This window comes from Streptomyces sp. NRRL F-5135, assembly GCF_000719775.1.
GTDB classification, from domain to species: Bacteria; Actinomycetota; Actinomycetes; order Streptomycetales; family Streptomycetaceae; genus Streptomyces; species Streptomyces hebeiensis.
Genome location: NZ_JOHR01000007.1, coordinates 278254 through 302812 on the forward strand (window position 1 = coordinate 278254; position 24559 = coordinate 302812).

A 24559-nucleotide genomic window follows, 5' to 3' on the forward strand; every position below is an offset into this window, starting at 1 on the left:
CGGACCCCTCAGCGGCCTGACGTGGTGGGCGGGGCACCGCGTCCGCCCACCCCGCCAACTCCGGTCCCGTCCGGCGTCGATCACCCCGGACGGGACCGGTTTCCAACTCCCGTGCCGTCCTCCCGTGCCCGCGGAGGCGGCACGGCACGGCTCAGCCGAGCGCCGCCACCCGGTCGCGGTAGTTCCGTACCGCCGCCGCGTCCCGGTACGGCTCCAGGCGCCGCTCGAAGTCCCGTACGTACTCCACCGCGCGCACCGACCGCATCTCCGTGGCCTGCTGGGCCGCCTCCGCGCCGAGCAGGCACGCCTGGTCCAGCTCGCCGAGGCCGAGCCGGGCGCAGGCGAGGACGACCCGGCAGAAGAGTCGGCTGCGGGCGTATTTGGGGGCGCGGAGCTGGAGCGAGCGCTCCGCGTGCTGCGCCGCCGCGCGGTACTGCTGCAAGTCCCGGTGGCAGTGACCGAGTTCGTCGGCCATCTGGGCCTCGTCGAAGAAGCGCGCCCAGTACGGGACGTCGTCGCCGGTCCGGGCGGAGTCCAGGGCCCGTTCGGCGCGTACGAGCGAGGCGGTGCACGCCCGCACCTCGCCGAGCACCCCGTGTCCGCGCGCCTCGGCGGCGTGCAGCAGCGCCTGGACGACCGGCGGCGCGGACGCGCCGACGCCCTGCTGGGCGACGCGGGCGAGCTGGACGGCTTCCCGGCCGTGGCCCAGGTAGACGGCCTGCCGGCTCATGGTGGTCAGGACATAGCTGCCGTACACGCGGTCCCCGGCCGCCTGGGAGAGCCGGAGCGCCTGGACGAAGTAGCGCTGGGCCAGTCCATGGGCCGCGATGTCGTACGAGGTCCAGCCCGCGAGCCGGGTCAGGTCGGCGGCCGCGGCGAAGAGGCGGCGCCCGGTGCTCTCGCCGTAGACGCCGCGCAGCATCGGTTCTGCCTCGTGTTCCAGGTAGCGGACGAGCGCCTGGCGGGCGTGCCCGCCGCCGTACGCCTGGTCGAGGGAGCCGAACAGGTCGCTGACCGAGCGCAGGGCGGCGATATCGCCCGCGGTCACGCGCTGGCCCGCCGCACGCTCGACGCGCTGCTGGCGGGGTACGGCGGCGGCCCTGCCCTGCGTGCGACCGCCGGGCCCGGACAGCGCACCGGTGCCGGCGCCTGGCCCCGTACCGAGTGCGCCGCCCGGCGCCCCGGCCGGGCGCCCCCGCCCTTGGACGGGAACCTGGGTGGGCGGCTGGGCCGGCAGCGGGCGGACGGCCGAGGTGCCCGGGCCGGGCGCTCCCGGGACGCGGGGACCGTTCTGCGAAGTCTGCTGAGCCTGCGAGGACCGCGCGGACTGGGCCGTCTGGGGGGACAGCGGAGTCTGCGCGATCCGCGGTGGCTGTGGTGACTGCGGCGGCTGCGGAGAGGCGAGGGCCGGATGGCCGACCCGGTCGTCGGGGCGCCCGATCAGCCAGTCACGGCTCGGGACGACCAGACCGGCCGGAGTGAACGCGATCTTGCGCAGCTCGGTGTGGCTGCCGGAGTCCTTGCGCCACAGCCCGGCGACGATGTCGATGGCCTCGTCGGGGGTGGACGCGAATTCGAGCCCCGCGTAGACGGGCGCACAGGCGTCCAGGCCCAGGTCCTGGGCGGAGAGCCGGCGGCCGAGTCTGCGGGTGAAGACCTCGGCGATGAGGGCGGGGGTGGTGCCGCGGGGCTGCTGCCCGCGCAGCCAACGGGTCACCGACGTTTTGTCGTACCGCAGATCCAGGCCGTGTTCGAGGCCGAGCTGATCCACCCTGCGGGCGAGTCCCGCGTGGGAGAATCCGGCTTCCGCGATGAGCGCGGCGAGCTGGCGGTTGGGGATGCGCTGCGGAGGTCGTTCCGACATCAGCTGTACGGTCTCCTGCCTTCCGGGCCCGGGAGCAGCCCACATGGAACGGCGCGAATTTAACTGCCGGGAAGCCCATGACCACTACGTTCGCCCCATATTCATCCGTTCGTGTGAGCAGCGACGATGGTGATGACCACGCCGGACGGGGCGGGCGCGCGAGGGCCGGGCAACGGCCGAGGGCCTCTGTGGGCGCGGCCGAAAAGCGACGCCGAGCCGGGGTGTGCCGTGGCCGCCGGCCCGGTGCGGGCCGTGGGCCCCCGCCACGGCGCGTCGCGGGTGGCTCCTCGGTACGCCCTCCGGGTCCGAGGCCCGGCCTCCGGGCGGTTCGGGACCGGGCTCCGGCCCGGGACCGCCCTCCGGGATGCTTCGCGGAGGGCCGCCGTACAGTGGCCGGGTGCGGCGGATGCGCCCCGGGGCGACGCGTGCACGAGGAAACTTCTCTAAGGAGGCGCTGCCGTGAGCGAGCCGCGCGAGGACGAACCGGCGAACGAATCGGCGACCGGACCGGTGGTGAAGCCGGCGGGCGAGTCGGTGGGCGGGGCCGCGGACCGGCCCACGACCGGGCCCGCGACCGGGCTGCGGTACGTACATCTCGGGTTCGGCGAGGAAGCCGTCGACTACCAGGAGGCGTGGCAGGAGCAGCGCCGGGTGCACGCCGCGCGGTTCGCCGGCGAGATCCCCGACACCTGCCTGCTGCTGGAGCATCCGGCGGTCTACACGGCCGGACGGCGTACGCAGGACAGCGAGCGCCCGCTGGACGGCACCCCGGTCGTCGACGTGGACCGGGGCGGGAAGATCACCTGGCACGGCCCCGGTCAGCTGGTGGGCTACCCGATCGTGAAGCTGCCGCGCCCGGTGGACGTCGTCGCCCACGTACGGCGGCTCGAAGAGGCCCTGATCCGTACGGCGGCCGAGTTCGGGCTGGAGACGACGCGGGTCGAGGGGCGCAGCGGCGTGTGGGTGCTGGGCGACCCGGTGGACCGGCGGCCCGCGCCGGCCGGGCTGTCGATCGACTTCGACCCCCGGCTGACGGACGAGGAGTTCGACCCGCGGCTCAACGGTCCCGAGTACGCCCCGTCCAACGCCGGGCAGCGCCGCGAGGACCGCAAGCTCGCCGCGATCGGGATCCGGGTCGCCAAGGGCGTGACCATGCACGGCTTCGCGTTGAACGTGAACCCGGACAACACCTGGTTCGACCGGATCGTGCCGTGCGGGATCCGGGACGCGGGGGTCGCCTCGCTCTCGGAGGAGCTGGGCCGCGAGATCACGATCGCGGAGGTCCTGCCGGTGGTGGAGAGGCACCTGCGGGAGGTTCTGGAGGGCGCGGATCCGAAACCGCGGAAGATCGTGCGCGAGGCGCCGCGGGAGCGGTCGGAGGGGCCGGCCGGGGCGGGGCACTCCCCCACGTCACCGGCCGTGTCCACGCCCCCGGCCAGGTCCACATCCGCGCCCGGGGCCGGGTCCACGTCCGCGCCCGGGGCCGGGTCCACGTCCGCGCCCGGGGCCGGGTCCACGTCCGCGCCCGGGGCCGGGTCCGAGGACTCGTCCGGGCCGGGGAGCGCCGTCGGCGACCTGCGCGCGACCGCGTAGCGCCCGGAGCCGGTGGCGGCGTCGTACGCGGCGCCGGCCCCGGCCCCGCCCGCTTCGGTACGGGGCGCTTCGGTACGGGGCGGGAATGCGCCCCTTTGGCCACCGGTTGGCCCTACGTAATGCCACGCAAACAACGGGCGTAACCTGGTGTTCGCCGAAGAATCGAATGCCGCGCCAGCAGAGAGAGGTGCCCGACGTGTCCGCTGTCGCACCCGACGGACGCAAGATGCTGCGCCTGGAGGTCCGGAACAGCCAGACCCCCATCGAGCGCAAGCCCGAGTGGATCAAGACCCGGGCGAAAATGGGCCCCGAGTACACCCAGTTGCAGCAGCTCGTGAAGAGCGAGGGGCTGCACACGGTCTGCCAGGAGGCCGGCTGTCCGAACATCTTCGAGTGCTGGGAGGACCGCGAGGCGACCTTCCTCATCGGCGGTGACCAGTGCACCCGGCGGTGCGACTTCTGCCAGATCGACACGGGCAAGCCGCAGGCGCTGGACCGTGACGAGCCGCGCCGGGTCGGCGAGTCCGTCGTCACGATGGACCTGAACTACGCCACGATCACCGGCGTCGCCCGTGACGACCTGGACGACGGCGGCGCCTGGCTGTACGCGGAGACCGTGCGCCAGATCCACCGGCAGACCTCGGGGCGGGAGGCGGGCCGCACGAAGGTCGAACTGCTCATCCCCGACTTCAACGCGGTCCCGGAGCAGCTGGCCGAGGTCTTCTCGTCCCGCCCCGAGGTGCTCGCGCACAACGTCGAGACCGTGCCGCGGATCTTCAAGCGGATCCGCCCCGGTTTCCGCTACGAGCGCTCCCTGGAGGTGATCACGCGCGCCCGTGAGGCGGGGCTGGTCACGAAGTCCAACCTGATCCTGGGCATGGGCGAGGAGCGGGCGGAGGTCAGCGAGGCGCTGCGGCAGCTGCACGAGGCGGGCTGTGAGCTGATCACCATCACGCAGTACCTGCGGCCGTCCGTGCGGCACCACCCGGTCGAACGCTGGGTGAAGCCGCAGGAGTTCGTGGAGCTGAAGGACGAGGCGGACGCGATCGGGTTCTCCGGTGTGATGTCGGGGCCGCTGGTGCGCTCGTCGTACCGCGCGGGCCGGCTGTTCCAGCAGGCGATGGAGCGGCGGGGCGGCTCGGCGACGGCCGCGTAGGGCGGCCCGCCGGGCCCGCGAGGAACCGGGCGGGTCCCGCACCCGTCCGGCGCGGAGGTACGGGCACGGACCGGTGCCGCGAGGGCGTTACGACGCGGCATGGGCGTCACCACGTGGCGCGGGCGTCACGGCGCGGCGCGAGGTCTGCGCACGGCGCGGGCCTTGCGGCACGGCGCGGGCGCGGCTTGTCCCGTACCGGCCGGGCGCCCGGCCGCCGACCGTACGGCCATGTGCGTTCGCGAACTGCTCGCGCCCCCTTCGCGCAGGGCACCGGCGTGCCGTGTGAATCCGAGCACAAGTGACTACTTGCCGGTAGCGGCCGGTTCGGCGCGGTCCGTAAGCTCCTCGCAGGTCGCGGGCGCCGCACGGACCGTGGTGGCGTTTCCAGGGGCACGGCAGGGTTTCATCCGCGTTTGACCGGTCGGTCACGTCCTGGTAACACCAATCAGTGACGCTGTTCGTACGCAGCGCGCACATCGGTTCTACGCAAGCACATTCCTTCCGCACCTCACTCCGCCTCACCGCTCTCCCGAGGGGACCGCCATCATGCAGGTCGCGCCGGTACGAGACATCGCCGAAGCAACGGCCTCAGCCACCCGCAGCCGTAAGCCCGCCGCCGGACACAACCCGCCCGCCGGACGCGGCGCCCGCCGCGCCACCCGCGCCTCCGCCGTCCTGCCGTCCGTCTCCACCGCGCTGCGCGCCGTGGAGTCGCTGCTCCTGAGCGGCGGACAGCGCACGGCACGCCGTAACGCCTGGACAGCGGTCCTGGAGGACCGCCGCCGGGCGAAGGACCGGGTCGAGGCCGAGCACGTACTGGAGGCGGTGTCGGAGCGGGCTTCCAGCGCCACGTAAACTTCCAGACATGGCGAGGAAGGAAAACGCAGACACTGCTGCGAACCCGGGGCGACTGAAGCAGATCGCCCTTACCTACAAGATGACCCGACGGGCCGACTCCAAGGTCGGACTTGTCCTCGCGGGTGTGGGAATCGTCACCTTCGGTGTCTTCCTCGCGATCGGCTTCTGGCTCGGCCACCCCGTGTACCTGGGCATCCTGGGCTTCATCCTGGCGTTCCTCGCGATGGCGATCGTCTTCGGCCGCCGCGCCGAGCGCGCCGCCTTCGGGCAGATGGAGGGCCAGCCGGGCGCGGCGGCGGCCGTGCTGGAGAACGTGGGCCGGGGCTGGACCACCACCCCGGCGGTGGCCATGAACCGCAGCAAGGACGTCGTCCACCGGGCCGTCGGCAAGGCCGGCATCGTGCTGGTGGCGGAGGGCAACCCGAACCGCGTGAAGAGCCTGCTGGCGGCCGAGAAGAAGAAGATGGCGCGCATCGTGGTGGATGTGCCGGTGCACGACATCATCGTGGGCGACGGCGAGGGCCAGGTGCCGTTGAAGAAGGTCCGCACCACCATGCTGAAGCTGCCGCGGGTGCTGGCGGGCCCGCAGGTGACGGCGGCGAACGACCGGCTGCGGGCGATGGGCGACCTGATGAGCAACATGCCGCTGCCCAAGGGGCCGATGCCGAAGGGGATGCGCATGCCGCGCGGCGGAAAGATGCGCTGAGGCCTGGAGGACGGCGTCGTCACGAGCGCTTGGACACGAACGGCTGAGGGGCGGCGGGAATCTCTTCCCGCCGCCCCTCAGCCGTTCGCCCTTCGCCCAGGTCCACTGTCCAAACCGTTCACCGGCCCCAGCCGCGCACCGGGGTACCAGTCGTGCACCGGCTCGGCTTCCCTCAGCCGCGCACCTGCACGGCGCGGGCGAGCCGGTCGTGAAGGCCGCGTCCGTCGCGGTCCCAGACCAGGGCGGGCAGGGCCAGGCAGAGCAGGACCGTACGGACGAGGACGCGGACGGGGCCGAGCCTGCCGCCCTCCTCGGCGACGACGCGCAGCCCGAACAGCCGCTTGCCCGGAGTGAAACCGGCCGTACCGACCGTGAGCAGGCTCATGACGAACAGTACGCCGAGGGCCCAGTTGCCCGACGCCTGCCAGTCACGCCCTGCGAGCAGCCCGTATGCGATCAGCATGCAGATGGCCCAGTCGACGAAGAGGGCACCGAAGCGCCGGCCGAACGGGGCGACGGAGCCGGGGCCGTGTTCGGGCAGACCGAGGCGTTCACCCCGGTAGCCGAAGTCCACGCCCATGTTCTCGGCGGCGGCACGCGGCCCCGAGAGCCACGATCCGATTGCTTCCCTGTTGTCCACGCGTCCACGGTACTGCGCCCCGCTTTGCCCGCCGGGCACGGGGTGCGAGCCTGGAGGGAAGGGTCACGGCGAAGGCGGCGGAACCGGCGCCCCGCCCAACCCGTGGAGGCCCCGTGGGCCCCCGTGGAGGCCCCCCGGAGGGCATCGGGCACGGCTGCGCGCCCCGGCGCGCGCCCGGGCCGGTTAACTTCGGCGAAACAAATGGGTCATGCTTGAGAAATCCCCGGTCCCTATGGTCGGCTCCAGCGTGTGCCACCGCACTGGCCGCACGACCGAGCGACAACCCCCGCCCCTCCCCGGGTCGGGAGGAGGAGGAGCTGGATGTTCCAGAACGCCGACGAAGCCAAGAAGTTCATCGCGGACGAGGACGTCAAGTTCGTCGACGTCCGCTTCTGCGACCTGCCGGGCGTGATGCAGCACTTCACGATCCCGGCCAAGGCGTTCGACCCGGCCGACGAGCTGGCCTTCGACGGCTCGTCGATCCGTGGTTTCCAGGCCATTCACGAGTCGGACATGGCGCTGCGCGCGGACCTGTCGACCGCGAGGGTCGACCCCTTCCGCCGTGACAAGACGCTGAACATCAACTTCTTCATCCACGACCCGATCACGGGCGAGCAGTACAGCCGTGACCCGCGCAACATCGCCAAGAAGGCCGAGGCGTACCTGGCCTCCACCGGCATCGCGGACACGGCGTTCTTCGGCCCGGAGGCCGAGTTCTACGTCTTCGACAGCGTGCGCTTCAACACCACCGCGAACGAGGGCTTCTACCACATCGACTCCGAGGCCGGCGCCTGGAACACCGGTGCTCTGGAGGACAACCGGGGTTACAAGGTCCGCTACAAGGGCGGCTACTTCCCGGCCCCGCCGGTCGACCACTTCGCCGACCTGCGCGCGGAGATCTCCCTGGAGCTGGAGAAGTCGGGCCTCGAGGTCGAGCGCCAGCACCACGAGGTCGGCACGGCCGGCCAGGCGGAGATCAACTACAAGTTCAACACGCTGCTCGCCGCGGCCGACGACCTGATGCTGTTCAAGTACATCGTGAAGAACGTCGCCTGGCGCAACGGCAAGACCGCGACCTTCATGCCCAAGCCGATCTTCGGCGACAACGGCTCCGGCATGCACGTCCACCAGTCCCTGTGGCAGGGCGGTTCCCCGCTCTTCTACGACGAGCAGGGCTACGCGGGCCTCTCCGACACCGCCCGCTACTACATCGGCGGCATCCTCAAGCACGCCCCGTCGCTGCTGGCCTTCACCAACCCGACGGTGAACTCCTACCACCGCCTGGTCCCCGGCTTCGAGGCCCCGGTCAACCTGGTGTACTCGCAGCGCAACCGCTCGGCCGCGATGCGTATCCCGATCACGGGCTCGAACCCGAAGGCGAAGCGCGTCGAGTTCCGCGCCCCGGACCCGTCCTCGAACCCGTACCTGGCCTTCTCGGCGCTCCTGCTGGCCGGCCTGGACGGCATCAAGAACAAGATCGAGCCGGCCGAGCCGATCGACAAGGACCTCTACGAGCTCGCCCCGGAGGAGCACGCGGGCGTCCCCCAGGTCCCGACCTCCCTCCCGGCCGTCCTGGACGCCCTGGAGGCGGACAACGAGTACCTCCAGGCGGGCGGCGTCTTCACGGCCGACCTGATCGAGACCTGGATCGACTACAAGCGCACGAAGGAAATCGCCCCGATCCAGCTCCGCCCGCACCCGCACGAGTTCGAGCTGTACTTCGACATCTAAAGTGGGGCGTCAGCTTCGCTGCTGAGGGCCGCCGTCCTGATTCCCAGGGCGGCGGCCCTCAACGTTCTCGTGCTCGGCCCGCCCCGGACCGTAGCTCTCTGTCCCTGACCAAGACGTCAGTCGGGTCTCCATCAGCAACTTCCACGCAGTTCTCGGTTCCGGTGTAAGAGCTTGTTCGCCAGTTTGGTTCGGAGTTCACTCTCTCGCCCTTGTCAGTGGTCGTCATGTGCGGTGCCGGTCGAAGTACTTTCTCGCGGTGTGGATGAGTCCCCTGGCGGTCTCCCCATACACCGCTGATTGCCGAATGAGCGAAAAGGCTCTGGCGTACAGCTCGATCTCGCGAGGCTGCGTGACGGACAGCTCGGCGGAGAACGTCTCCACCAGGACGAGCCTGTCGTCGAACATCGAGAAGGAGTGGCCCAGCCAGATCGCTGTGAGAGCTGTGGACGGGACGATTCCCAGGCTCACCCGCGGCAGGAACATCAGTGAGGTGAGTCGGTCCAGCTGGCTCCTCATGACGTCCGAGCCGCCGATGTTCGCGTACAGGGCTTGCTCGCCCAGGAGGACGTTGTAGATCCGGTTCCCCTCGTACAGGTATCTCTGGCGCTCCAGTCGCTTGGCCACCGCGGCCTCGGTGTCGTTGGGGAACTCGTAGAACGAGACAGCCTGCTGGAAGACCTCTGCGGCGTACTCCGCCGTCTGGAAGGTTCCCCACACCATGTTGGGGTTCCAGATGCGGAATGCTCTGGTCTTGGCGTAGACGGGAAGGGATTTCTTCTGCCGGGTCTCGGCGCCGGTCTGAAGTTGCCGGCGCCATTCCAGCCATAGCTCGTCGATGTGGCGGACGGTCGCGATGAGGTCCGGGATGTGCTCCTGTTGATCGGTGGCATCGCACCAGGCGCGGATGTCGCTCTCGCTGGCGTTCTGCTTCCCGTTCTCCAGCCGGGAGACCTTCGACTCCTGCCATCCCAGGGCACGCGCGAGTGTCCGACCGCTGCCGAATCCGGCGTCCTTCCGGAATCCGCGCAGCCGTGCACCCAGCGTCTCACGAGCCTCCTGTGCTTGCTTGCTCACGCGTGGATCAGGGCCGGTACTCGCCGTGCGGAATGGCGAGAGACCACAGGGAATCGCGGAGCTCGACCGCCTCAGCGATGACCTTGGGGTCTTCAACGACCTCATGCCCCGTTACGCGGTCGGCATCGGTGTGGCCCACGGCCAAGAGGCGATCGTCCATGAGCCACCAGTCCTTCCCGTCGAATGGGAAGACCAGATCGTTGGGAACGGTGTGGCGGGGCAGCCAGCGGATCTCCTCGCCGGCCTCCACGTTGCGGGGAGTGGTGCGGTGCTCCCACCGGATGTACGGCGTGTGGGGATGGGAGACGATGCGGACGCGTCGTACGGCCTTTCCCGCCGCCGTCAGCCGCTTGACCATCCGCGTCCACGGCTCCATGAACGCGTAGTCCACCGGCTCGTCGCGGAGCCAGCTCTCGAACGGGCCGTCCTCGTCGGGCACCGAGTAGTCGTCCCGCAGTTCCAGGTGGAACGAGTCGTGCTCGCACGCCTCAATGAGCCGGTTGCGCTCGACGCCGGAAATCAGCTCCACGCGGTTCCTCCAGTAGGGCAGTGATCGCGGCCTTGGGGACCTCGATCACGGTCTCGTAGTCCGGAATCTCCATCTGTCCCAGGGCTTCGGGATCGGCCACTTCCGCCCCTTGGACCACGTACGTGCCTGTCGGCGTCAGGATCATGAGGGGGTCTTCCAGCCGCCTGAACTCCCCGGCCGGGAGCCCGTCCTTGGCCAGGTGCTCGAACAGCTCGGTCGGGACTTCCACCACGCTCTGCCCCTCGGGGACGTCGAGCTGCATGAGCAGGTCGTTCGCGAAGACCTTCCATCCCTGGACGAGGTACGTGTCACGGTCGGTGGCGTACAGGGTCGGGCAGTCGCCCACGTTGGAGTTCCTACCAAGGAACCGTAGCTTCATGGTGATTCTCCTGTCCGCTGCCTTGCGCCGGTTTGCGCCGCACAGTCATCGTCCGAGCCCTGTTCGAGCTGGTCAAAGGAAGTACTGCAAACTCACGCAATGTCTTTGGCAGTTGAACTCCCGCCGTCCTACGTTCGTCTCACTTCCGCATGACGTCGCCGGGCAGGGCCCCTGCTGCGGTGGAGAAGGGCGGTTCATTCACCGCGCTCACTGCTCGACCCGCACGCCTGCGAGACTCCCCATCCGATGTCGCACGAGAGGAAGTTGGCGCACTATGCACGTCGTCGAGTACGAGGCCAAGGCCCTGGGGATCGACCCGGAGGCGATGGCCGCCCGCATCAAGTTCGCGGGCGGCACCTTCCACGGCGAGCGGGTGATGCGCCGCTACGTCTACGACCCGATCCCCCCGGTCGAAGGCCGCTGGGTACGGCTGCGGGACGCGGGCGGCGTGGTGACGCTGTGCGTCAAGACGATCAGCTCGGACGCGATCGACGGCACCCAGGAGACCGAGACCACCGTCGGCTCCTTCGAGGACACTCACACCCTCCTCGGCCTCATGGGGCTGACCCACCGCTCCTACCAGGAGAACCGCCGGAGCTCCTGGCTCCTGGACGGCGTACGGCTGGAGATCGACACCTGGCCCCGTATTCCCCCGTACCTGGAGATCGAGGGAGATGACGAGGAACAGGTCTGGCGGACCGCCGAACGCCTCGGCATCCCCAAGGCAGAGCTGACCAGCGAGAACACCCAGAAGGTCTACGCCCGCTACGACATCGTCCTCGACACGATCACCGAGCTGCGCTTTTGACCCAGCCCCCACACCCGCCGACCGGGACATCCCGCTGTCCCGGTCGGGCACGGAAGGCGGAACGATGCACGACGCACCCGACGTACCCGTCACGGTCGTTCCCGACCGCACCCTCCGCGTAAAGATCATCGACGCGTGCGGGCTGGCATGCACCTTCTGCCACAACGAAGGCACCCCCGTCGCCGTCGACAACACCGGCCGCCGGCCCGGCACCTTCACCGGCACACCGGGCCGCTCCGGCCGGGTCTCGATCTACCTGGCCACCAACGGCGCCGCCTTCCTCCCCCAGCGCATCCCCGCCGATACGGACTTCGCCCTCGCCCTGGCCGCCGTCCGCGGCAGCCTCCCCATCAACGAGGTCCACTTCACCGGCGGCGAGCCCACTCTCCACCCCGACCTGCCCGGCCTGATCCGCATCGCACGGCGCCTCGACCTGACCGTCGGCCTGACCTCCAACGGGGAGAACGGAGCAGCCGTGCTGCCCGAGTGCGCCGAGGCCGGGCTGGACCGCATCAACCTGTCCGTGTTCGGCACCACCCCCGACGAACTCGCCGCCGTCCAAGCACCCCGCCTGGCCTCGTCCCGCCTGGCCGCACGGAAGCTCGATGCCCTCGCGCGCAGCATCGAGACCGCCTGTCGGTACGGGGTGAAGGTCTCGGCCAACATCGTCATCCCCGACCACCAGCACGTCGAACGGATCCTGCGCATCATCGAAGAACACGGCCGCGACGTGATCGTGCGGATGCTGGTGAACCTGGAGGACGACGGTGCCTCCCTCACCGCCATGCAGGAGGTCATCGACCACCTGGGCGCCGTACCCGAGCTGCGCGTCATCACCGCCGGCGCCTCCGACCAGCGCACCCGCTACCGCCTCCCGGACGGCCGCACCCTCTACGCCAAGAGCATCCGCCCCGTCCGCCTTCCGGCCACCTGCACCGGCTGCCGCTTCAACAACGACCGCGACTGCCAAGAGGGCTACTACGGCGTCCGCATGTACCGCGCCCAGAACGGCCCCTTCATGATCGGCGTCTGCATCCAGCGCATGGACCTCTGCCTGCCCCTCGGCGAGTTCGTCTTGAGCCAGCGCTGCACCGAAGTCCGAACCTTCCGCGACGACGAAACCGCCCGACTCACCGCACTCCACAGCACCCCTGGTCGTGAGCCGAACCGAGGCTGAGCACACCCTGCTCCCGGCCCACTGACAGATACCGCCTGCCCGGCCGGGGCCCGGCCGGGCGGCGCCTGACACGAGCCGAGGCCAGGAAGCCGAGATTGTCCACGTTGTACAGCATTCGTACCAACCCGGCCCACCGAACGCTGCCGCGCGAGTGAATACGCAAAGGGAGTACGGAAGGCCCGCTGCCGCGTCGGCGGGGTGGCGGCCCCCTGCGCGCTCGTCGGTCTACTTGGACTCGATCCGTCCGAGCGCGTCGGGGCCGGTCGTCAGCGCGGCGGACGTCTCCTTCCAGGCGGGATCACCGGGGTAGAGCTCGGTGCGGAGGTACGCCCAGGTGAGCCGCTGGACCGCGGACACCCGCTCGGGGCTCTCGTCGGTGGTCTCGGCGACGTCGTATCCCGAGACTCCGCCGAGCCCGTGCTCCGCGTCGAACAGGGTGAGCAGCGACTTGGGGCCCGGGGAGAGGACGTACGGATCGGTGTGCCACTCCCAGCCATTGACCGACAGGTGAGCGGAATCGTCCTTGTCACCGGCGACCACGAGCGTGGGCGTCGTCATCTCCGAGAAGTCCGTGGTCAGGAAGAAGGGGAAGCTCTCGGCCGTGGAGCTGTTGAGGGCGTCGCCGCCCCGGCCGGGCGCGGCGAGCAGGACACCCGCCCTGATCCGGGGCTCGGCCAGGTTCACTTCCGTTCCGTCGTCCGGGTCGGTGAGCCGGGCGCCCAGCAGCAGGCTCGCGGTGTGCCCGCCCATCGAGTGCCCGGCCACGGCCACCCTGCTCCGGTCCAGACGCCCGAGGAGCTGTGGGACGGCGGCCTCGATGGCGTCGAGGCGGTCCAGGACGTGCGTCATGTCCTCGGCCCGTGATCGCCAGTGCAGGGGCCCGCCGGGGGTGCCGGGGGCCAGGCTCAGCGTCCTCGAACTCAGGTGGGTGGGCTGGATCACGACGAAGCCGTGGGCCGCCCAGAAGTGGGCGAGGGGAGCGTAACCGTTCAGTGAGGAGAGGTGGTTCGAGTAGCCCTGGCCGTGGGAGAGGAGAATGACCGGGAGATCACCGCCGGTCACGGGCGCGGAGACGCGCACCTCCAGATCCACGGCTCGGCCGGGAACCGACAGCACCACCGGGCTGACGGAGAGGACGGGGGCGGGCGAGGCGAAGAGGTCGGCGGGGTACGTCGGGGTCGATTCACTCATGATGCGAAGTCCATTCACTGGCCCTCCGCCGGCGGTCTCGGGCGGGCCGAGGGCGGGGCAGGCCGTCAGTAGCGTCCGGCTCCGGCTAAGCTTCAAGCGGAGCGTCGTTCCGATTAATATACGGAGCGCTGTTCCGCTTTGTCAACGGACATCGGAAGGAGAGCGTGGTGCCCACGACAAGCAGCTCCGGGGAGGGGCGGCCGGCCCGGAGCGCCCGGAGCAAGCGGGCCGACGCGCAGCGCAACCAGCAGGCACTGCTCACCGCCGCCGCCGCGGTGTTCGTCACGTCCGGTGTCGACGCGCCGATCCGGGAGATCGCGGCCAGAGCGGGGGTCGGAATGGGGACGATCTACCGCCACTTCCCGACGCGGGCGGATCTCGTCGTCGCCGTCTACCGCCACCAGGTCGAGGCCTGCGCCGAGGCCGGTCCGGCCCTGCTGGCCGACGCCGGCTCCCCGCTCGCGGCACTCCGGCAGTGGGTCGACCTCTTCGTCGACTTCCTGGTCACGAAGCACGGACTCGCCAACGCGATGCAGTCGGACAGCAGCGGCTTCGAGGCGCTGCACACCTACTTCCTCGACCGCTTGGTGCCCGTCTGCGCGCAACTGCTCGACGCCGCGGCCGAGGCCGGCGAGATCACGGCCGGTACGCGGCCCTACGAACTGATGCGCGGCATCGGCAACCTCTGTATCGGACGGGACAGCGATCCCCGCTACGATCCCCGCCGACTGGTCGAACTGCTCCTCCAGGGGCTCCAGGGACCGCGGTCGTCCTGACGCCGGGGGCCGGAAGCAGCTCGGGCCCGAACCGGCGAACCGGACGCTGTTGGTAACAGCGTCCGGCGAACCGGTCCGGGCCCGATGACCTGTGGCTGGTGTCCTGTGGCTGGTGTCCGTCCGCCTCAGCGACCGAGTGGGGCGTGATCAGGCGAGGTCGAACCGGTCGAGGTTCATCACCTTGTCCCACGCCGCGACGAAGTCGTGCGCGAACTTCTCCTTCGCGTCATCGCTCGCGTAGACCTCCGCGAGCGCGCGCAGCTCGGAGTTCGAGCCGAAGAGGAGGTCGATCCGGCTGCCGGTCCACTTGACCTCGCCCGTCGAGGCGTCGGTGCCCTCGAACGTGTTCGCGTCCCCGGGCGTGGCCCGCCATGTCGTGCCCAGGTCCAGCAGGTTGACGAAGAAGTCGTTGGTCAGCACGCCGGGCGTCTCGGTGAAGACGCCGAGCGGCTTCTGCTGGTGGTTCGCGCCCAGGACGCGCAGGCCACCGACCAGAACGGTCATCTCGGGAGCGCTCAGGGTCAGCAGGTTCGCCCGGTCGAGCAGCAGGTACTCGGCCGGGAGCCGGTTGCCCTTCCCGAGGTAGTTGCGGAACCCGTCGGCGGTCGGTTCGAGCGCGGCGAACGACTCCGCGTCGGTCTCCTCCTGCGAGGCGTCCACGCGGCCCGGCGCGAACGGCACCTCGACGTCGAACCCGGCTTCCCCGGCGGCCTTCTCGATCGCCGCGCCTCCGGCGAGCACGATCAGGTCGGCGAGGGAGATCCGCTTGCCGTCCGTCCGGCCGGCGTTGAAGGACTCCTGGACGCCCTCCAGGGTGCGCAGCACCGCCGCCAGCCCGTCGGGCTCGTTGACCTCCCAGCCGCGCTGCGGTTCGAGGCGGATACGAGCGCCGTTGGCGCCCCCGCGCTTGTCGCTGCCGCGGAACGACGAGGCCGAGGCCCACGCGGTGGACACGAGCTGGGACACCGACAGGCCCGAGGTGAGGACCCGCTCCTTGAGGGAGGCGATGTCCTCGGCGTCGACGAGCTCATGGCTCCGCTCGGGCAGCGGGTCCTGCCACAGCAGCACCTCGTCCGGGACCTCCGGGCCGAGGTAGCGCGCGACCGGGCCCATGTCGCGGTGGGTCAGCTTGAACCACGCGCGCGCGAAGGCGTCCGCGAACTCGTCCTGGTTCTCCGCGAAGCGCCGCGAGATCCGCTCGTAGACCGGGTCGAACCGGAGCGCGAGGTCGGTCGTCAGCATGGTGGGGGCGTGGCTCTTGGCCGGGTCGTGCGCGTCGGGGACGGTGCCCGCCCCGGCGCCGTCCTTCGGCCGCCACTGGTGTGCGCCCGCGGGGCTCTTGAACAGTTCCCACTCGTAGCCGAACAGGATCTGGAAGAAGCTGTTGTCCCAGGTCGTCGGCGTGTTGGTCCAGATGCCCTCGAGGCCGCTGGTGATCGCGTCGCCGCCCTTGCCGGTGCCGTAGGAGTTGCTCCAGCCGAGCCCCTGCCGCTCGAGCGGGGCGGCCTCCGGGTCGGGGCCCACGTGGTCCGCGGGGCCCGCGCCGTGGGTCTTGCCGAAGGTGTGACCGCCCGCGACCAGGGCGACCGTCTCCTCGTCGTTCATCGCCATCCGGCGGAACGTCTCGCGGATGTCGCGCGCCGCGGCGAGCGGGTCCGGGGTGCCGTTCGGGCCCTCCGGGTTGACGTAGATGAGGCCCATCTGGACGGCGCCGAGCGGACTTTCCAGTTCCCGGTCGCCGGTGTAGCGCTCGTCGCCCAGCCAGGTCCGCTCGGGACCCCAGTAGACGTCCTCCTCGGGCTCCCAGACGTCCTCACGGCCGCCGGCGTACCCGAAGGTCTCGAACCCCATCGACTCCAGGGCCACGTTGCCGGCGAGAACCAGCAGGTCGGCCCACGAGAGCCGCTGTCCGTACTTCTTCTTGACCGGCCACAGCAGCCGACGGGCCTTGTCGAGGTTCGCGTTGTCCGGCCAGCTGTTGAGCGGGGCGAAGCGCTGCTGGCCGGCCCCGGCGCCGCCGCGGCCGTCGCTGATCCGGTAGGTCCCCGCGCTGTGCCACGCCATCCGGATGATGAACGGGCCGTAGTGGCCGAAGTCGGCCGGCCACCAGTCCTGCGAGGTGGTCAGCACCTCCGCGATGTCCCGCTTCACGGCCGGGAGGTCGAGGGTCTTGAACGCCTCGGCGTAGTCGAACTCCTCGCCGAGCGGATTGGCCACAGCGGGATTCTTGGCGAGGATCTTCAGGTTCAGCCGCTCGGGCCACCACTGCCGGTTTCCGCCGCCCTGAGTCGGGTGCGCGGCGCGCCCGTGCGCCACCGGGCAGCCGCCCGCGTCCTCCGTCTTCGCGTCTACGACGATCGCCTCATGGTTCTCAGACATGGGATCCTTCCGGACTCGGCGCGGAGCACGGACCAGGAACCACACTCAACGTGGCTTTTCTCCCGCTGCGTCCTGCCCGTGTCCTGCCCCTTGGCTGTAACTGGAGCCGATACTACGATGGACGAAGTCCAAGTCAATACGACAACCACCTCCGGAATTTCTTTCGCAGGGGACTGTCGGACGATGGTGAAGGCTGGTGGCCATGAGTGACCTGCTGGCACGGCTTCGCGACCGTGGCTGGCGGCTGACCGCCCAGCGCCGGGTCGTCGCCGAGGTGCTCGACGGCGAACACGTCCACCTCACCGCGGACGACGTGCTCGAGCGCGCCACCGCCCGGCTGCCGGAGATCTCCCGCGCGACCGTCTACAACACGCTGGGCGAGCTGGTCCTGCTCGGCGAGGTGATCGAGGTGGCCACCGACGGCCGCGCCAAGCGCTACGACCCGAACGCCCACCGGCCGCACCACCACCTGGTGTGCTCCCGCTGCGGCACCATCCGTGACGTGCGACCGGCCGGCGACCCGCTGGCCGATCTGCCCGCCGGCGAGCGGTTCGGCTTCACCCTCTCCGGCGTCGAGATGACGTACCGGGGCGTGTGCCCCGACTGCGCGGGCGGCTGAACCGGAGGCGGCGGCCGGGTGTCTTCCGGCCCGCACCCCTGACGCGAGCCGGACTCGAGCGGGACGAGAGACGCTCCCCGTATGGTCAGCAAGAGCGGCGAGTCCCCGACAGTCGATGTCAGCCGGAACGCGGACAGTCTCAAGCGAGAGATCACCACCCTCCAGGCACTGGGCATCTCGTTCCACCAGATCGTGGGCGGCGGCGTTGTCACGCTCACCGGCGTCGCCATCGCGATCACCGGCGGCGGTGTGCCCATCGCCTATCTGCTCGCCGCGTTCGCGATCCTTCTCGTCTCGGTCCCGATGGCGACGCTCGGCGCCACGATGCCGGTGCTGGGCGGCAACTACACGTATGCGACGCGGCTGATACATCCGCTCGTCGGGTTCGCGAACCTGTGGCTGTTCCTGTTGAACATCACGACGATGAGTCTGTACGGCCTCTCCGCCGGCATCTATCTGCAGAGCCTCGATCCCTGGTTCGACCCGACCGTCGTCGCGGTCACGATGATCACCGTCTTCGCCGTCGCGAACTTCTTCGGCGCGGCGTTCTCCTCCCGGGTCGGCATCCTCCTGGCGGTCGTCATGCTGGTCGCGTTCGGCGCCTTCATCGTGATGGGGCTGGCCGACGTGCGATGGGACGACCTGCCGCCGGCGCTTCCGGACGGCCTGCCGGGTCTCCTCCAGGCGGCGGCGCTCCTCACGTTCGCCACGGGTGGCGCGAGCGTCGTGGCCGAGCTGGGCCGCGAGATGAAGACCCCCGGCCGGTCCATCCCGATCGCCGTGATCGGCGGCACGCTCTTCGCCGGCGTGCTGTACGTGCTCATCGCCATTCCGGCCGTCGGCGTGCTGCCGATCGACGATGTCGCCGGGCAGCCGCTGTCGATCGTGGCCAAGACGTTCATGCCGGGCGGCTGGTGGCACTTCTTCCTCGTCGGCGGGGCCGTGCTCGCGGTCGTCGGCACCATGAACGCTTCGTTGCTGTGGGGCTCGAAGGGCATTCTCGCGGCGGTCGACGACGGATGGTTCCCCCGGGGCGTCGGCGCGGTCAACAAGCGCTTCGGCACCCCGCACTGGCTGCTGCTGATCCTCTACGTCCTCGGTGTGGTGCCGGCCTTCGCCGGCATCGAGATGAGTGTGATCGCGTCGGCCGCGTCCTTCATCGGCCAGGCCGCGCTCATCGTCACCGTGATCGCGTCCGTCCGTGTCCGATACCTGCGCCCTGACCTGTACGCGGTCTCGCCGTTCAAGGTCGCGGCCTGGCTGCACTGGACGCTCACGGTCGTCGGTGTCGGGTTCCTCCTGTACCAGATGTATCTCCTCCAGCAGAACTTCACCCGGGGCGTGTGGATCGCGGCCATCACCTGGATCGCCGCGGGCGCGGCGTGGGGGCTGGTCCGGTACGGGAAGGTGAAGCGCGTCGCCGCCGCCCGGACCGCGGGACGGGCACTCGACGGCCCGGGGTCCGCCGAGCCGGGGCTCACGGGTCCGGGGCCCGCCGGTCCGGAGTCCGCCGGTGCGGAGCTCGACGGCCCGGCGCCCGCCGTCGAACCCGACGGGGCCCGCCGCCGGGTCTGACGCGGACCGCCGCGGCCGGAGCTGCGATTGGCAGCCGCCGGAACTGTCCGCGTCGATGCCCATCGTCACCGGGCGGCCGTCGTACGCGGTGCGGTACCGGCCCTGCGGGACTCCCGTCCCCAGGGCCGCGTGTTTCCGGTCGTCGCGGCGGTCCGCCGGCCGTGACTACCCGGCCGGGGCCGCCGCCGTCAGGCCCAGGCTGTACGTCCCGGTCTTCAGTGAGTTGGGGGCGACGGTCAGGGTGTACGTGCCGTCCGCCGGGAGTGCGGCCAGGGCGTACGAGACCGCGGTCGCGCTCATCGTGCGGCCGTCGACCAGCCACTTGCCGTCCGGGCCGAAGACGGACAACTGCCAGGCGGCCGGGGGCTTTTCCAGGCCGAGGGTGAGCTTCTGGCCCTTGGTGCCGGTGAACGTGTAGTGCGCGTTCTGGCCGGCCGTGGCGATCGTGACGCTCTTGCGGATGCCGCTCGTCGTCAGCGTGCCGCCGTTCACGTCCGGGAGGAGCGTGGCCTTGGTCGTGCCGGTGACGGGTTCCTTGGGGCGTACCAGCAGCCGGTGGGCGCCCGAGGCCAGGGGCGCGCGCAGGTCGGCGTCGAAGGCCGACTTGCTCAGCGAACCGAGGTCTTCCTCCGTACCGTCCGGCGTTCGGTGGATCACGTCCGACGACTTGGCGAAGGTCGTTCCGTCGAAGACGACGGCCGCGCCGGAGCCCACCGCGGCGTTGACCGTGAACTCCAGTTGCTGCCCGGGGCGGGTGATCTTGCCGGTGACGGACGGCGTGCTCGCCGACAACGTGCCGGCGTTCACCGGCTTCGACAGCCACAGCGTCAGCGCGCCCGTCGCGGCCTTGGACGGTTCCAGGACGAGTGTGTAACGCGAGCCGGCCGTCAGGCCCGTCAGGTAGTAGGCCTCCGCCGACTTCGCCGACGCCCGGCCGAGAAGCGTTCCGGTGTCGCTGTCCTTCCCGTCCGGCCCGATCAGCCGGATCTCCGTCGACTCGGCGACCGTGTTCGCGGTGACCGCCAGCCCGAGCGTGGCGCTGTCCGGCGCGGTGAACCGGGCCCGTACCCGCTGTCCCGCGCGGGCGAGCGTCACCGCCTGCTCCGCGCCGTCGACGGTCACGGTGGGCTGGACGTCGGCGGACAGGGTCAGGTTCAGCGTGCCCACCGCGCCTCGGTAGGCGTCCAGGACGACCGTGTACGTGCCGGTCTCAGGGAGGGCGGCCAGCGGGATCGTGGTCGAGGACCCCGACGAGACGTTCGTCCCGTCCACGACCTTGGCCCCGGACGGCGCGGTCACGGTCACGTCGACGAACTCGGTGAACGTGTTGCCGGTGAAGCCGAGGGAGAGGTTGGCCCCCGCCTGCGCCTGGAAGCCGGTCTCCGCGTTCTGCCCGGCCCGGGTGACCGTGACGGCCGTCGGGGCCGCGCTGGTGGTCAGCGGGGCAAGGGCTACGGGGCTGGCCAGAGTGAGGGCGATCGTGCCGGTGGCGTTACCGTCGCCGGGGCGCACGACGAGTGTGTACGTGCCAGTGGCGGGCAGGGCCGGGCCGTCCCATTGGGCCCGGCGAGCGTGAAGGACTCCGGGGACTCGGCGGTGTGTCCGCCCGTCGTCACGGAGACGTTTCCGTTGCCTGCCGCTGGTGGCACCTTGACCTTCAGACGGGTCGCCGACACCGACACCACGTCGGCCGTTGTTCCGCCGAAGGAGACGGTGTTGGCGGCGGCCTCCGTGGCGAAACCGGTACCGGCGAGCGTGACAGTCGCGCCGACGGCGGCCCGTACAGGAACGAGTGAGAGGACCGACAGGTCGGTGGAGGGGAATCGGTCTACACCGAGCCTGTTGCCCGCCTCGTCGTAGCGGTAACGGGCAGTTTCACCATCGGGGTCGGTCACCCCGACCCGACGCCTGGCCGCGTCGTAGGCGTAGATCCCGTCGCGGATCGCCGAAGCGGGCGCCGAGGCACGCGCTCGCGGTCCTGGCGCCGCGTCACCCGCCTGCGACGCGGCATGGCGCGCGCCGGGATCCGGGGCCGAGTCCTGGGGCTCGGGCGCCGTGGACGCCGGGGTCGGAGGCGCCTGGGGCGCGGGTGCCGCCTGGGCCGGTACGAGACCGACCGAGAGCGCCAGTGTCAGCGCGCCGACCGCCAGCGCCTGCCATCGGGTGGATCACCGGCGACGTATGGAATGTGTGGAACGATCTCTTCGGAAACGCTCGCCGTGCATGCGCACGCGCCCTCCCCGGAGCGACACAGAACGGGCTCACGAAAGAGCCACGCGAAATACACAAGACCCACACCCCCCGTGCGGGCCGTCACGACATACACACAAAGAGTTGCCGCCGACACTCCCTTATCGGCGAGTACACGCCAATAAGCGACGACGAAAACGGCCTGTCCGGCCGGACGTGGCGTCCGGCCGGACAGGCCGTTTCCGTCGTGCGTGGGTTCCCGCCCCTGGGGTGCGCCGCGGGGAGAGCTCAGGCCGCCCGGGCGAGTTCGGCGCGGCCGAACAAGAGGGCGTAGCCCTGCGGGAGTTGAGCGAGGATGCGAGCCAGGAGGTCCGGGCCGGCGAGCTCGCCGACCGGGGCGAGGACGGCTCCGGCGTCCCAGCGGGTGGTCGCGAGTGTGCCGCCGGTGCGGGAGGCGAGGTCCTTCACGAAGGACCAGCCGGTGACGGGTTCGACGACCGGGATCTGGGCGGTGAGAACGAGCGCGGCCTCGACGGGGAGGCGGGCCGCGAGTTCGACCCGTTCGTCGCCGGTGAGCTGCCGGCCGAGCGCGGCCAGCACCGCGCGCACGGCCGTCTCGGCCCGTTCACGCGTGGGGTACGCGCCTTCGTACCGCACTTTCTCCAGCAGCTGCTCGAACGTCATGACCTGGAGCGGCCTGGCCTCCGCGGAACGGTTCGGTGCGGGCTGGGTGACCATCGGTGACGCGATCGCCTTTCTCTTCCTGTCTTCGTTTGTTCCGGCACGGGTGCCGACTCTTCTCTTGTTCCGGCATGGGTGCCGACGCCCGTCCGGGCCCGGGGTGCCCCGGGCCCGGACCAGTGGTCAGGCCCCCAGCTGCTCGCGCCGGGGCTGCCCGCCGACGGCGATCTTGCGCGGCTTGGCGCGCTCGGCGACGGGGATGCGCAAGGTCAGGACTCCCGCGTCGTAGTCGGCTCTGATGCGCTCCGTGTCCAGGGTGTCGGACAGCAGGAGCCGGCGCGAGAAGACACCCAGAGGCCGCTCCGAGACCTCATGCCGCACGTCCTCGGCCGTGGCGACCGGGCGGCGCTCGGCCTTGACCGTCAGCGCGTTCCGCTCGACGTCGATGTCGATCGCGTCCGGGGAGACGCCGGGCACATCGAGCACGATCACGTACTCCTCGCCCTCGCGGTAGGCGTCCATCGGCATCGCGGCCGGCCGGGACCAGGTGCCCGTCGCCCCCATGAACTGGTGGGCGATCCGGTCGAAGTCGCGGAAGGGATCGGTGTGCATCAGCATCGGGAAACACCTCCAGTGCGTCGGATTCAGGCAGTTGCTGCCCATGCGCTTCGCCTGGACACCGTTGTAACATGTCATCGAGACGACGACAAGCGAGATGTCATTCGATGGATGACATGCCCCGGCGCCGCGGCACTTCGGGGCGGCGTTTCGGGCGACACTCGGACGACACCTGACGGAGGAGGTTCCATGACCGGAGCGGACCAGCCGGCCCGGCCGCACAGGACCGGCCTCACCCCCGCGTCCTTCTTCGCGGCGGCGGCGGCCCTGAGCACCATCGACGACGCCGTGCGCACGGCCCAGAACGTGCGGGACGGCGAGCCCTTCGACGGGGACGCGGACGGGCGCTCAGGTGCCGGCCCGGTCTCCGGTGGCGCGCCGGCCTCCGGTGGCCGGCCCTCCGGCCGCCGGGGCGACGGCCCGGACGCCCCCGGACGGACCAGTACCGAGCAGGCACTGGCCGCGCTGCTCCTGCTGCGCGAGGTACGGGACCAGCTCGCCGACTGGGAGCCGAGGCTGATCGAGGCGGCCCGCGACGCGGGCGCGAGCTGGGCGGAGCTCGCGCACCCGCTCGGCGTCGCCAGCCGCCAGGCCGCCGAGCGCCGCTATCTGCGCGTACGCCCCGGGTCCCCCGGCTCCACCGGCGAGGAGCGGGTGCGAGCCACCCGCGACCGTCGGGCCGCCGACCGTACCGTCACGGCCTGGGCCCGGGGCAACGCCGCGGATCTGCGCCGGCTCGCCGGGCAGATCACCGCGCTCACCGACCTGCCTCCGGACGCCGAGGTTCCGCTGGCCCATCTCACCCGCGCGCTCGGCGCCGACGACGCCGCCGGTCTCGTCGGCCCGCTGGCCGGCACGTACACGTACCTGGCGGGCCGCCATCCCGACCTCGCGAACCGCGTGGACACCGTCACCCGCCACACCGGCCGGCTGCGCGAGGGCGGCGCCAGGGGTACGACGGGGGGCACCGGCGCCGGGTGAGGGCGCGAGCGGGGATCCGCCTTTCCCCGTGCCGGACGGGGCCGGAACCGGGGCGGTCAGATGCGGCCGTGGGTGAGCCGGGTGAGGGGGCCGGTGAGCGGGCCGGCCTTCGCCTTGGCCGTGTGGCGGCCCGCGGCGAACGCCGCTCCCGCCACGCCCACCAGTCCTGCTCCCGCCCCGGCCGCGATGGCCTTGCGGTGCTTGAGGACCGCCCAGGTGGCGCCGGCCGTGGTGGCGACCTTGCCGGTCGCGGCCACGGCGGCCTGACGGCCGCTCTCGATGCCGACGGCCGCCGCCCGTCCCGCGCGCTTGGTCGCCGTACCGGCCGACCGCGCGCCCGACTCCGTCGCCTCCTTGGCGTCGTGCGCCGCCGACTCGGCCGCCGCCTTCTCCTCCTTGGCCGTGGACTGCGCGGTCCGAGCGGCCTGCCGCCCCTTGGCGGTCATCGCCCTGGGAGCCGTCGTCGAATCCGTCGTCTTCGCGTTCTTGCGTTCTTCATTACTCATATTGATCGCCTTGCCTCTCGACTCTCCTCGAAACACCGCGTGTTCAGTCCGGCCAGTCGGATCAGTCCGCACGCGGCAACAGTGAACCCAGCGGCCCCAGGTCCAGATTGAGATCGTTCATCGTCAGTCCGTACCGCTCGCACAGTTCGGACATCCGGTCCTGGAGGATCATGAGCGTCATCCCGATCCGCTCTTCCTGATCCTCCGTCAGGTCGCCTTGGTCGACGCGGTGCAGGGCCGTGCGTTCCATGAGCTGGCGCAGCAGTTCCACAATGGTCAACACCAGCTTGATCAGGTCGCGTTCCACCGTGTCCGGGTCCGTCCTCAGCCTCTGTGCGACCTCGCTGTCGGGGCGCGGTTCGCCGGGACCGGCCGGTACCAGGTCGAAGGCACGGGCCGCCGCCCGGGCCGCCTCGGCGAACGCCTCGGACGGCCCTGCCGTCCCCGGCGGCCGCGGTGGCTCCCGTGTGTCCGGAAGACGCGGTGGCTCATGTCGCACGGTCATGTTCTCCTGCTCCTCGTCCGTCC

At 70.9% G+C, this 24559-nt stretch carries 24 protein-coding genes and 1 pseudogene; 11 read left to right on the top strand and 14 right to left on the bottom strand.

Annotated features, from left to right (window positions below; all coding sequences use genetic code 11):
- Nucleotides 1–151 precede the first annotated feature (151 nt).
- Complete coding sequence (locus IG02_RS0113730; protein ID WP_030746174.1) at nt 152–1864, bottom strand: hypothetical protein; 1713 nt, start codon at nt 1862–1864, stop codon at nt 152–154.
- 579 nt (nt 1865–2443) lie between these two features.
- Between IG02_RS0113730 and lipB the strand changes: the two are divergent.
- From lipB to IG02_RS0113750, 4 genes and pseudogenes are all read left to right on the top strand, one after another.
- Nucleotides 2444–3220 (top strand): annotated as a pseudogene (gene lipB, locus IG02_RS0113735) (lipoyl(octanoyl) transferase LipB); the annotation flags it as partial.
- 433 nt (nt 3221–3653) lie between these two features.
- Nucleotides 3654–4613 carry a lipoyl synthase gene (gene lipA, locus IG02_RS0113740; protein ID WP_030746178.1) on the top strand — a complete coding sequence of 320 codons (960 nt, stop codon included), beginning with the start codon at nt 3654–3656 and terminating at the stop codon, nt 4611–4613.
- A gap of 675 nt (nt 4614–5288) precedes the next feature.
- Nucleotides 5289–5468, top strand: coding sequence for a hypothetical protein (locus IG02_RS0113745; RefSeq protein WP_030746180.1), 180 nt, complete (start codon nt 5289–5291; stop codon nt 5466–5468).
- 10 nt (nt 5469–5478) lie between these two features.
- Nucleotides 5479–6177, top strand: a complete 699-nt coding sequence (locus tag IG02_RS0113750; protein ID WP_030746183.1) for a DUF4191 domain-containing protein — start codon at nt 5479–5481, stop codon at nt 6175–6177.
- Between the two features lie 172 nt (nt 6178–6349).
- Here IG02_RS0113750 and IG02_RS0113755 read toward each other — a convergent pair whose 3' ends face one another.
- A complete protein-coding gene (locus tag IG02_RS0113755; RefSeq protein ID WP_030746186.1) occupies nt 6350–6817 on the bottom strand; it encodes an RDD family protein in 468 nt (155 codons plus the stop codon).
- Between the two features lie 321 nt (nt 6818–7138).
- Between IG02_RS0113755 and glnA the strand changes: the two genes are divergently transcribed.
- Nucleotides 7139–8548 (top strand): type I glutamate--ammonia ligase, encoded by a 1410-nt coding sequence (gene glnA, locus IG02_RS0113760; RefSeq protein ID WP_030746189.1) that lies wholly within the window; start codon nt 7139–7141, stop codon nt 8546–8548.
- A gap of 58 nt (nt 8549–8606) precedes the next feature.
- Here glnA and IG02_RS39265 read toward each other — a convergent pair whose 3' ends face one another.
- From IG02_RS39265 to IG02_RS0113775, 4 genes are read right to left on the bottom strand one after another with little or no spacing between them, the layout of a single operon-like run.
- Nucleotides 8607–8774 carry a DUF397 domain-containing protein gene (locus IG02_RS39265; RefSeq protein WP_078854449.1) on the bottom strand — a complete coding sequence of 56 codons (168 nt, stop codon included), beginning with the start codon at nt 8772–8774 and terminating at the stop codon, nt 8607–8609.
- Nucleotides 8771–9622, bottom strand: a complete 852-nt coding sequence (locus IG02_RS0113765; RefSeq protein WP_030746192.1) for a helix-turn-helix domain-containing protein — start codon at nt 9620–9622, stop codon at nt 8771–8773. The genes IG02_RS39265 and IG02_RS0113765 overlap by 4 nt, the downstream gene beginning before the upstream one ends.
- A gap of 7 nt (nt 9623–9629) precedes the next feature.
- Nucleotides 9630–10151: a DUF6879 family protein gene (locus tag IG02_RS0113770; protein ID WP_030746195.1), complete on the bottom strand. Its 522-nt coding sequence runs from the start codon at nt 10149–10151 to the stop codon at nt 9630–9632.
- Nucleotides 10111–10530 carry a hypothetical protein gene (locus IG02_RS0113775; RefSeq protein WP_030746198.1) on the bottom strand — a complete coding sequence of 140 codons (420 nt, stop codon included), beginning with the start codon at nt 10528–10530 and terminating at the stop codon, nt 10111–10113. The genes IG02_RS0113770 and IG02_RS0113775 overlap by 41 nt, the downstream gene beginning before the upstream one ends.
- 274 nt (nt 10531–10804) lie before the next feature.
- Here IG02_RS0113775 and IG02_RS0113780 point away from each other — a divergent pair, with 274 nt between their 5' ends.
- Nucleotides 10805–11338 (top strand): class IV adenylate cyclase, encoded by a 534-nt coding sequence (locus IG02_RS0113780; RefSeq protein ID WP_030746201.1) that lies wholly within the window; start codon nt 10805–10807, stop codon nt 11336–11338.
- Nucleotides 11339–11402: 64 nt separating this feature from the next.
- Nucleotides 11403–12515 (top strand): radical SAM protein, encoded by a 1113-nt coding sequence (locus IG02_RS0113785; protein WP_030746204.1) that lies wholly within the window; start codon nt 11403–11405, stop codon nt 12513–12515.
- Between the two features lie 225 nt (nt 12516–12740).
- On the opposite strand, the gene IG02_RS0113790 is transcribed toward IG02_RS0113785, so the two are convergent.
- Nucleotides 12741–13706: an alpha/beta hydrolase family protein gene (locus IG02_RS0113790; protein ID WP_030746208.1), complete on the bottom strand. Its 966-nt coding sequence runs from the start codon at nt 13704–13706 to the stop codon at nt 12741–12743.
- Between the two features lie 167 nt (nt 13707–13873).
- On the opposite strand from IG02_RS0113790, the gene IG02_RS0113795 reads away from it, so the two are divergent.
- Nucleotides 13874–14482 (top strand): TetR/AcrR family transcriptional regulator, encoded by a 609-nt coding sequence (locus tag IG02_RS0113795; RefSeq protein ID WP_030746212.1) that lies wholly within the window; start codon nt 13874–13876, stop codon nt 14480–14482.
- A 147-nt stretch (nt 14483–14629) separates the two neighbouring features.
- On the opposite strand, the gene katG is transcribed toward IG02_RS0113795, so the two are convergent.
- Nucleotides 14630–16861: a catalase/peroxidase HPI gene (gene katG, locus IG02_RS0113800; protein WP_030746214.1), complete on the bottom strand. Its 2232-nt coding sequence runs from the start codon at nt 16859–16861 to the stop codon at nt 14630–14632.
- Nucleotides 16862–17063: 202 nt separating this feature from the next.
- Here katG and IG02_RS0113805 point away from each other — a divergent pair, with 202 nt between their 5' ends.
- Complete coding sequence (locus IG02_RS0113805) at nt 17064–17480, top strand: Fur family transcriptional regulator (RefSeq protein WP_030746217.1); 417 nt, start codon at nt 17064–17066, stop codon at nt 17478–17480.
- Nucleotides 17481–17561: 81 nt separating this feature from the next.
- Complete coding sequence (locus tag IG02_RS0113810) at nt 17562–19055, top strand: APC family permease (RefSeq protein ID WP_051764959.1); 1494 nt, start codon at nt 17562–17564, stop codon at nt 19053–19055.
- Between the two features lie 165 nt (nt 19056–19220).
- Here the strand turns inward: IG02_RS0113810 and IG02_RS0113815 are convergent, their stop codons facing one another.
- The 4 genes from IG02_RS0113815 to IG02_RS0113825 all read right to left on the bottom strand — a co-directional run bounded on the left by IG02_RS0113815 (nt 19221) and on the right by IG02_RS0113825 (nt 22544).
- Entirely contained in the window at nt 19221–20567 is a 1347-nt protein-coding gene (locus tag IG02_RS0113815) for a hypothetical protein (RefSeq protein ID WP_030746223.1), read from the bottom strand.
- Nucleotides 20507–20950: an IPT/TIG domain-containing protein gene (locus IG02_RS43870; protein ID WP_158712287.1), complete on the bottom strand. Its 444-nt coding sequence runs from the start codon at nt 20948–20950 to the stop codon at nt 20507–20509. Before IG02_RS43870 ends, IG02_RS0113815 begins: the two co-directional genes overlap by 61 nt.
- A 583-nt stretch (nt 20951–21533) precedes the next feature.
- Entirely contained in the window at nt 21534–21983 is a 450-nt protein-coding gene (locus IG02_RS0113820; protein WP_030746228.1) for a DUF2267 domain-containing protein, read from the bottom strand.
- A 126-nt stretch (nt 21984–22109) separates the two neighbouring features.
- Complete coding sequence (locus tag IG02_RS0113825; RefSeq protein WP_030746231.1) at nt 22110–22544, bottom strand: Hsp20/alpha crystallin family protein; 435 nt, start codon at nt 22542–22544, stop codon at nt 22110–22112.
- A gap of 189 nt (nt 22545–22733) precedes the next feature.
- On the opposite strand from IG02_RS0113825, the gene IG02_RS0113830 reads away from it, so the two are divergent.
- Complete coding sequence (locus IG02_RS0113830) at nt 22734–23525, top strand: hypothetical protein (protein WP_051764961.1); 792 nt, start codon at nt 22734–22736, stop codon at nt 23523–23525.
- A gap of 56 nt (nt 23526–23581) precedes the next feature.
- Here IG02_RS0113830 and IG02_RS0113835 read toward each other — a convergent pair whose 3' ends face one another.
- Both IG02_RS0113835 and IG02_RS0113840 read right to left on the bottom strand, forming a co-directional pair.
- Entirely contained in the window at nt 23582–24031 is a 450-nt protein-coding gene (locus IG02_RS0113835) for a hypothetical protein (protein ID WP_030746237.1), read from the bottom strand.
- A gap of 61 nt (nt 24032–24092) precedes the next feature.
- Nucleotides 24093–24536, bottom strand: coding sequence for a gas vesicle protein K (locus tag IG02_RS0113840; protein ID WP_078854483.1), 444 nt, complete (start codon nt 24534–24536; stop codon nt 24093–24095).
- Between the last annotated feature and the right edge of the window lie 23 nt (nt 24537–24559).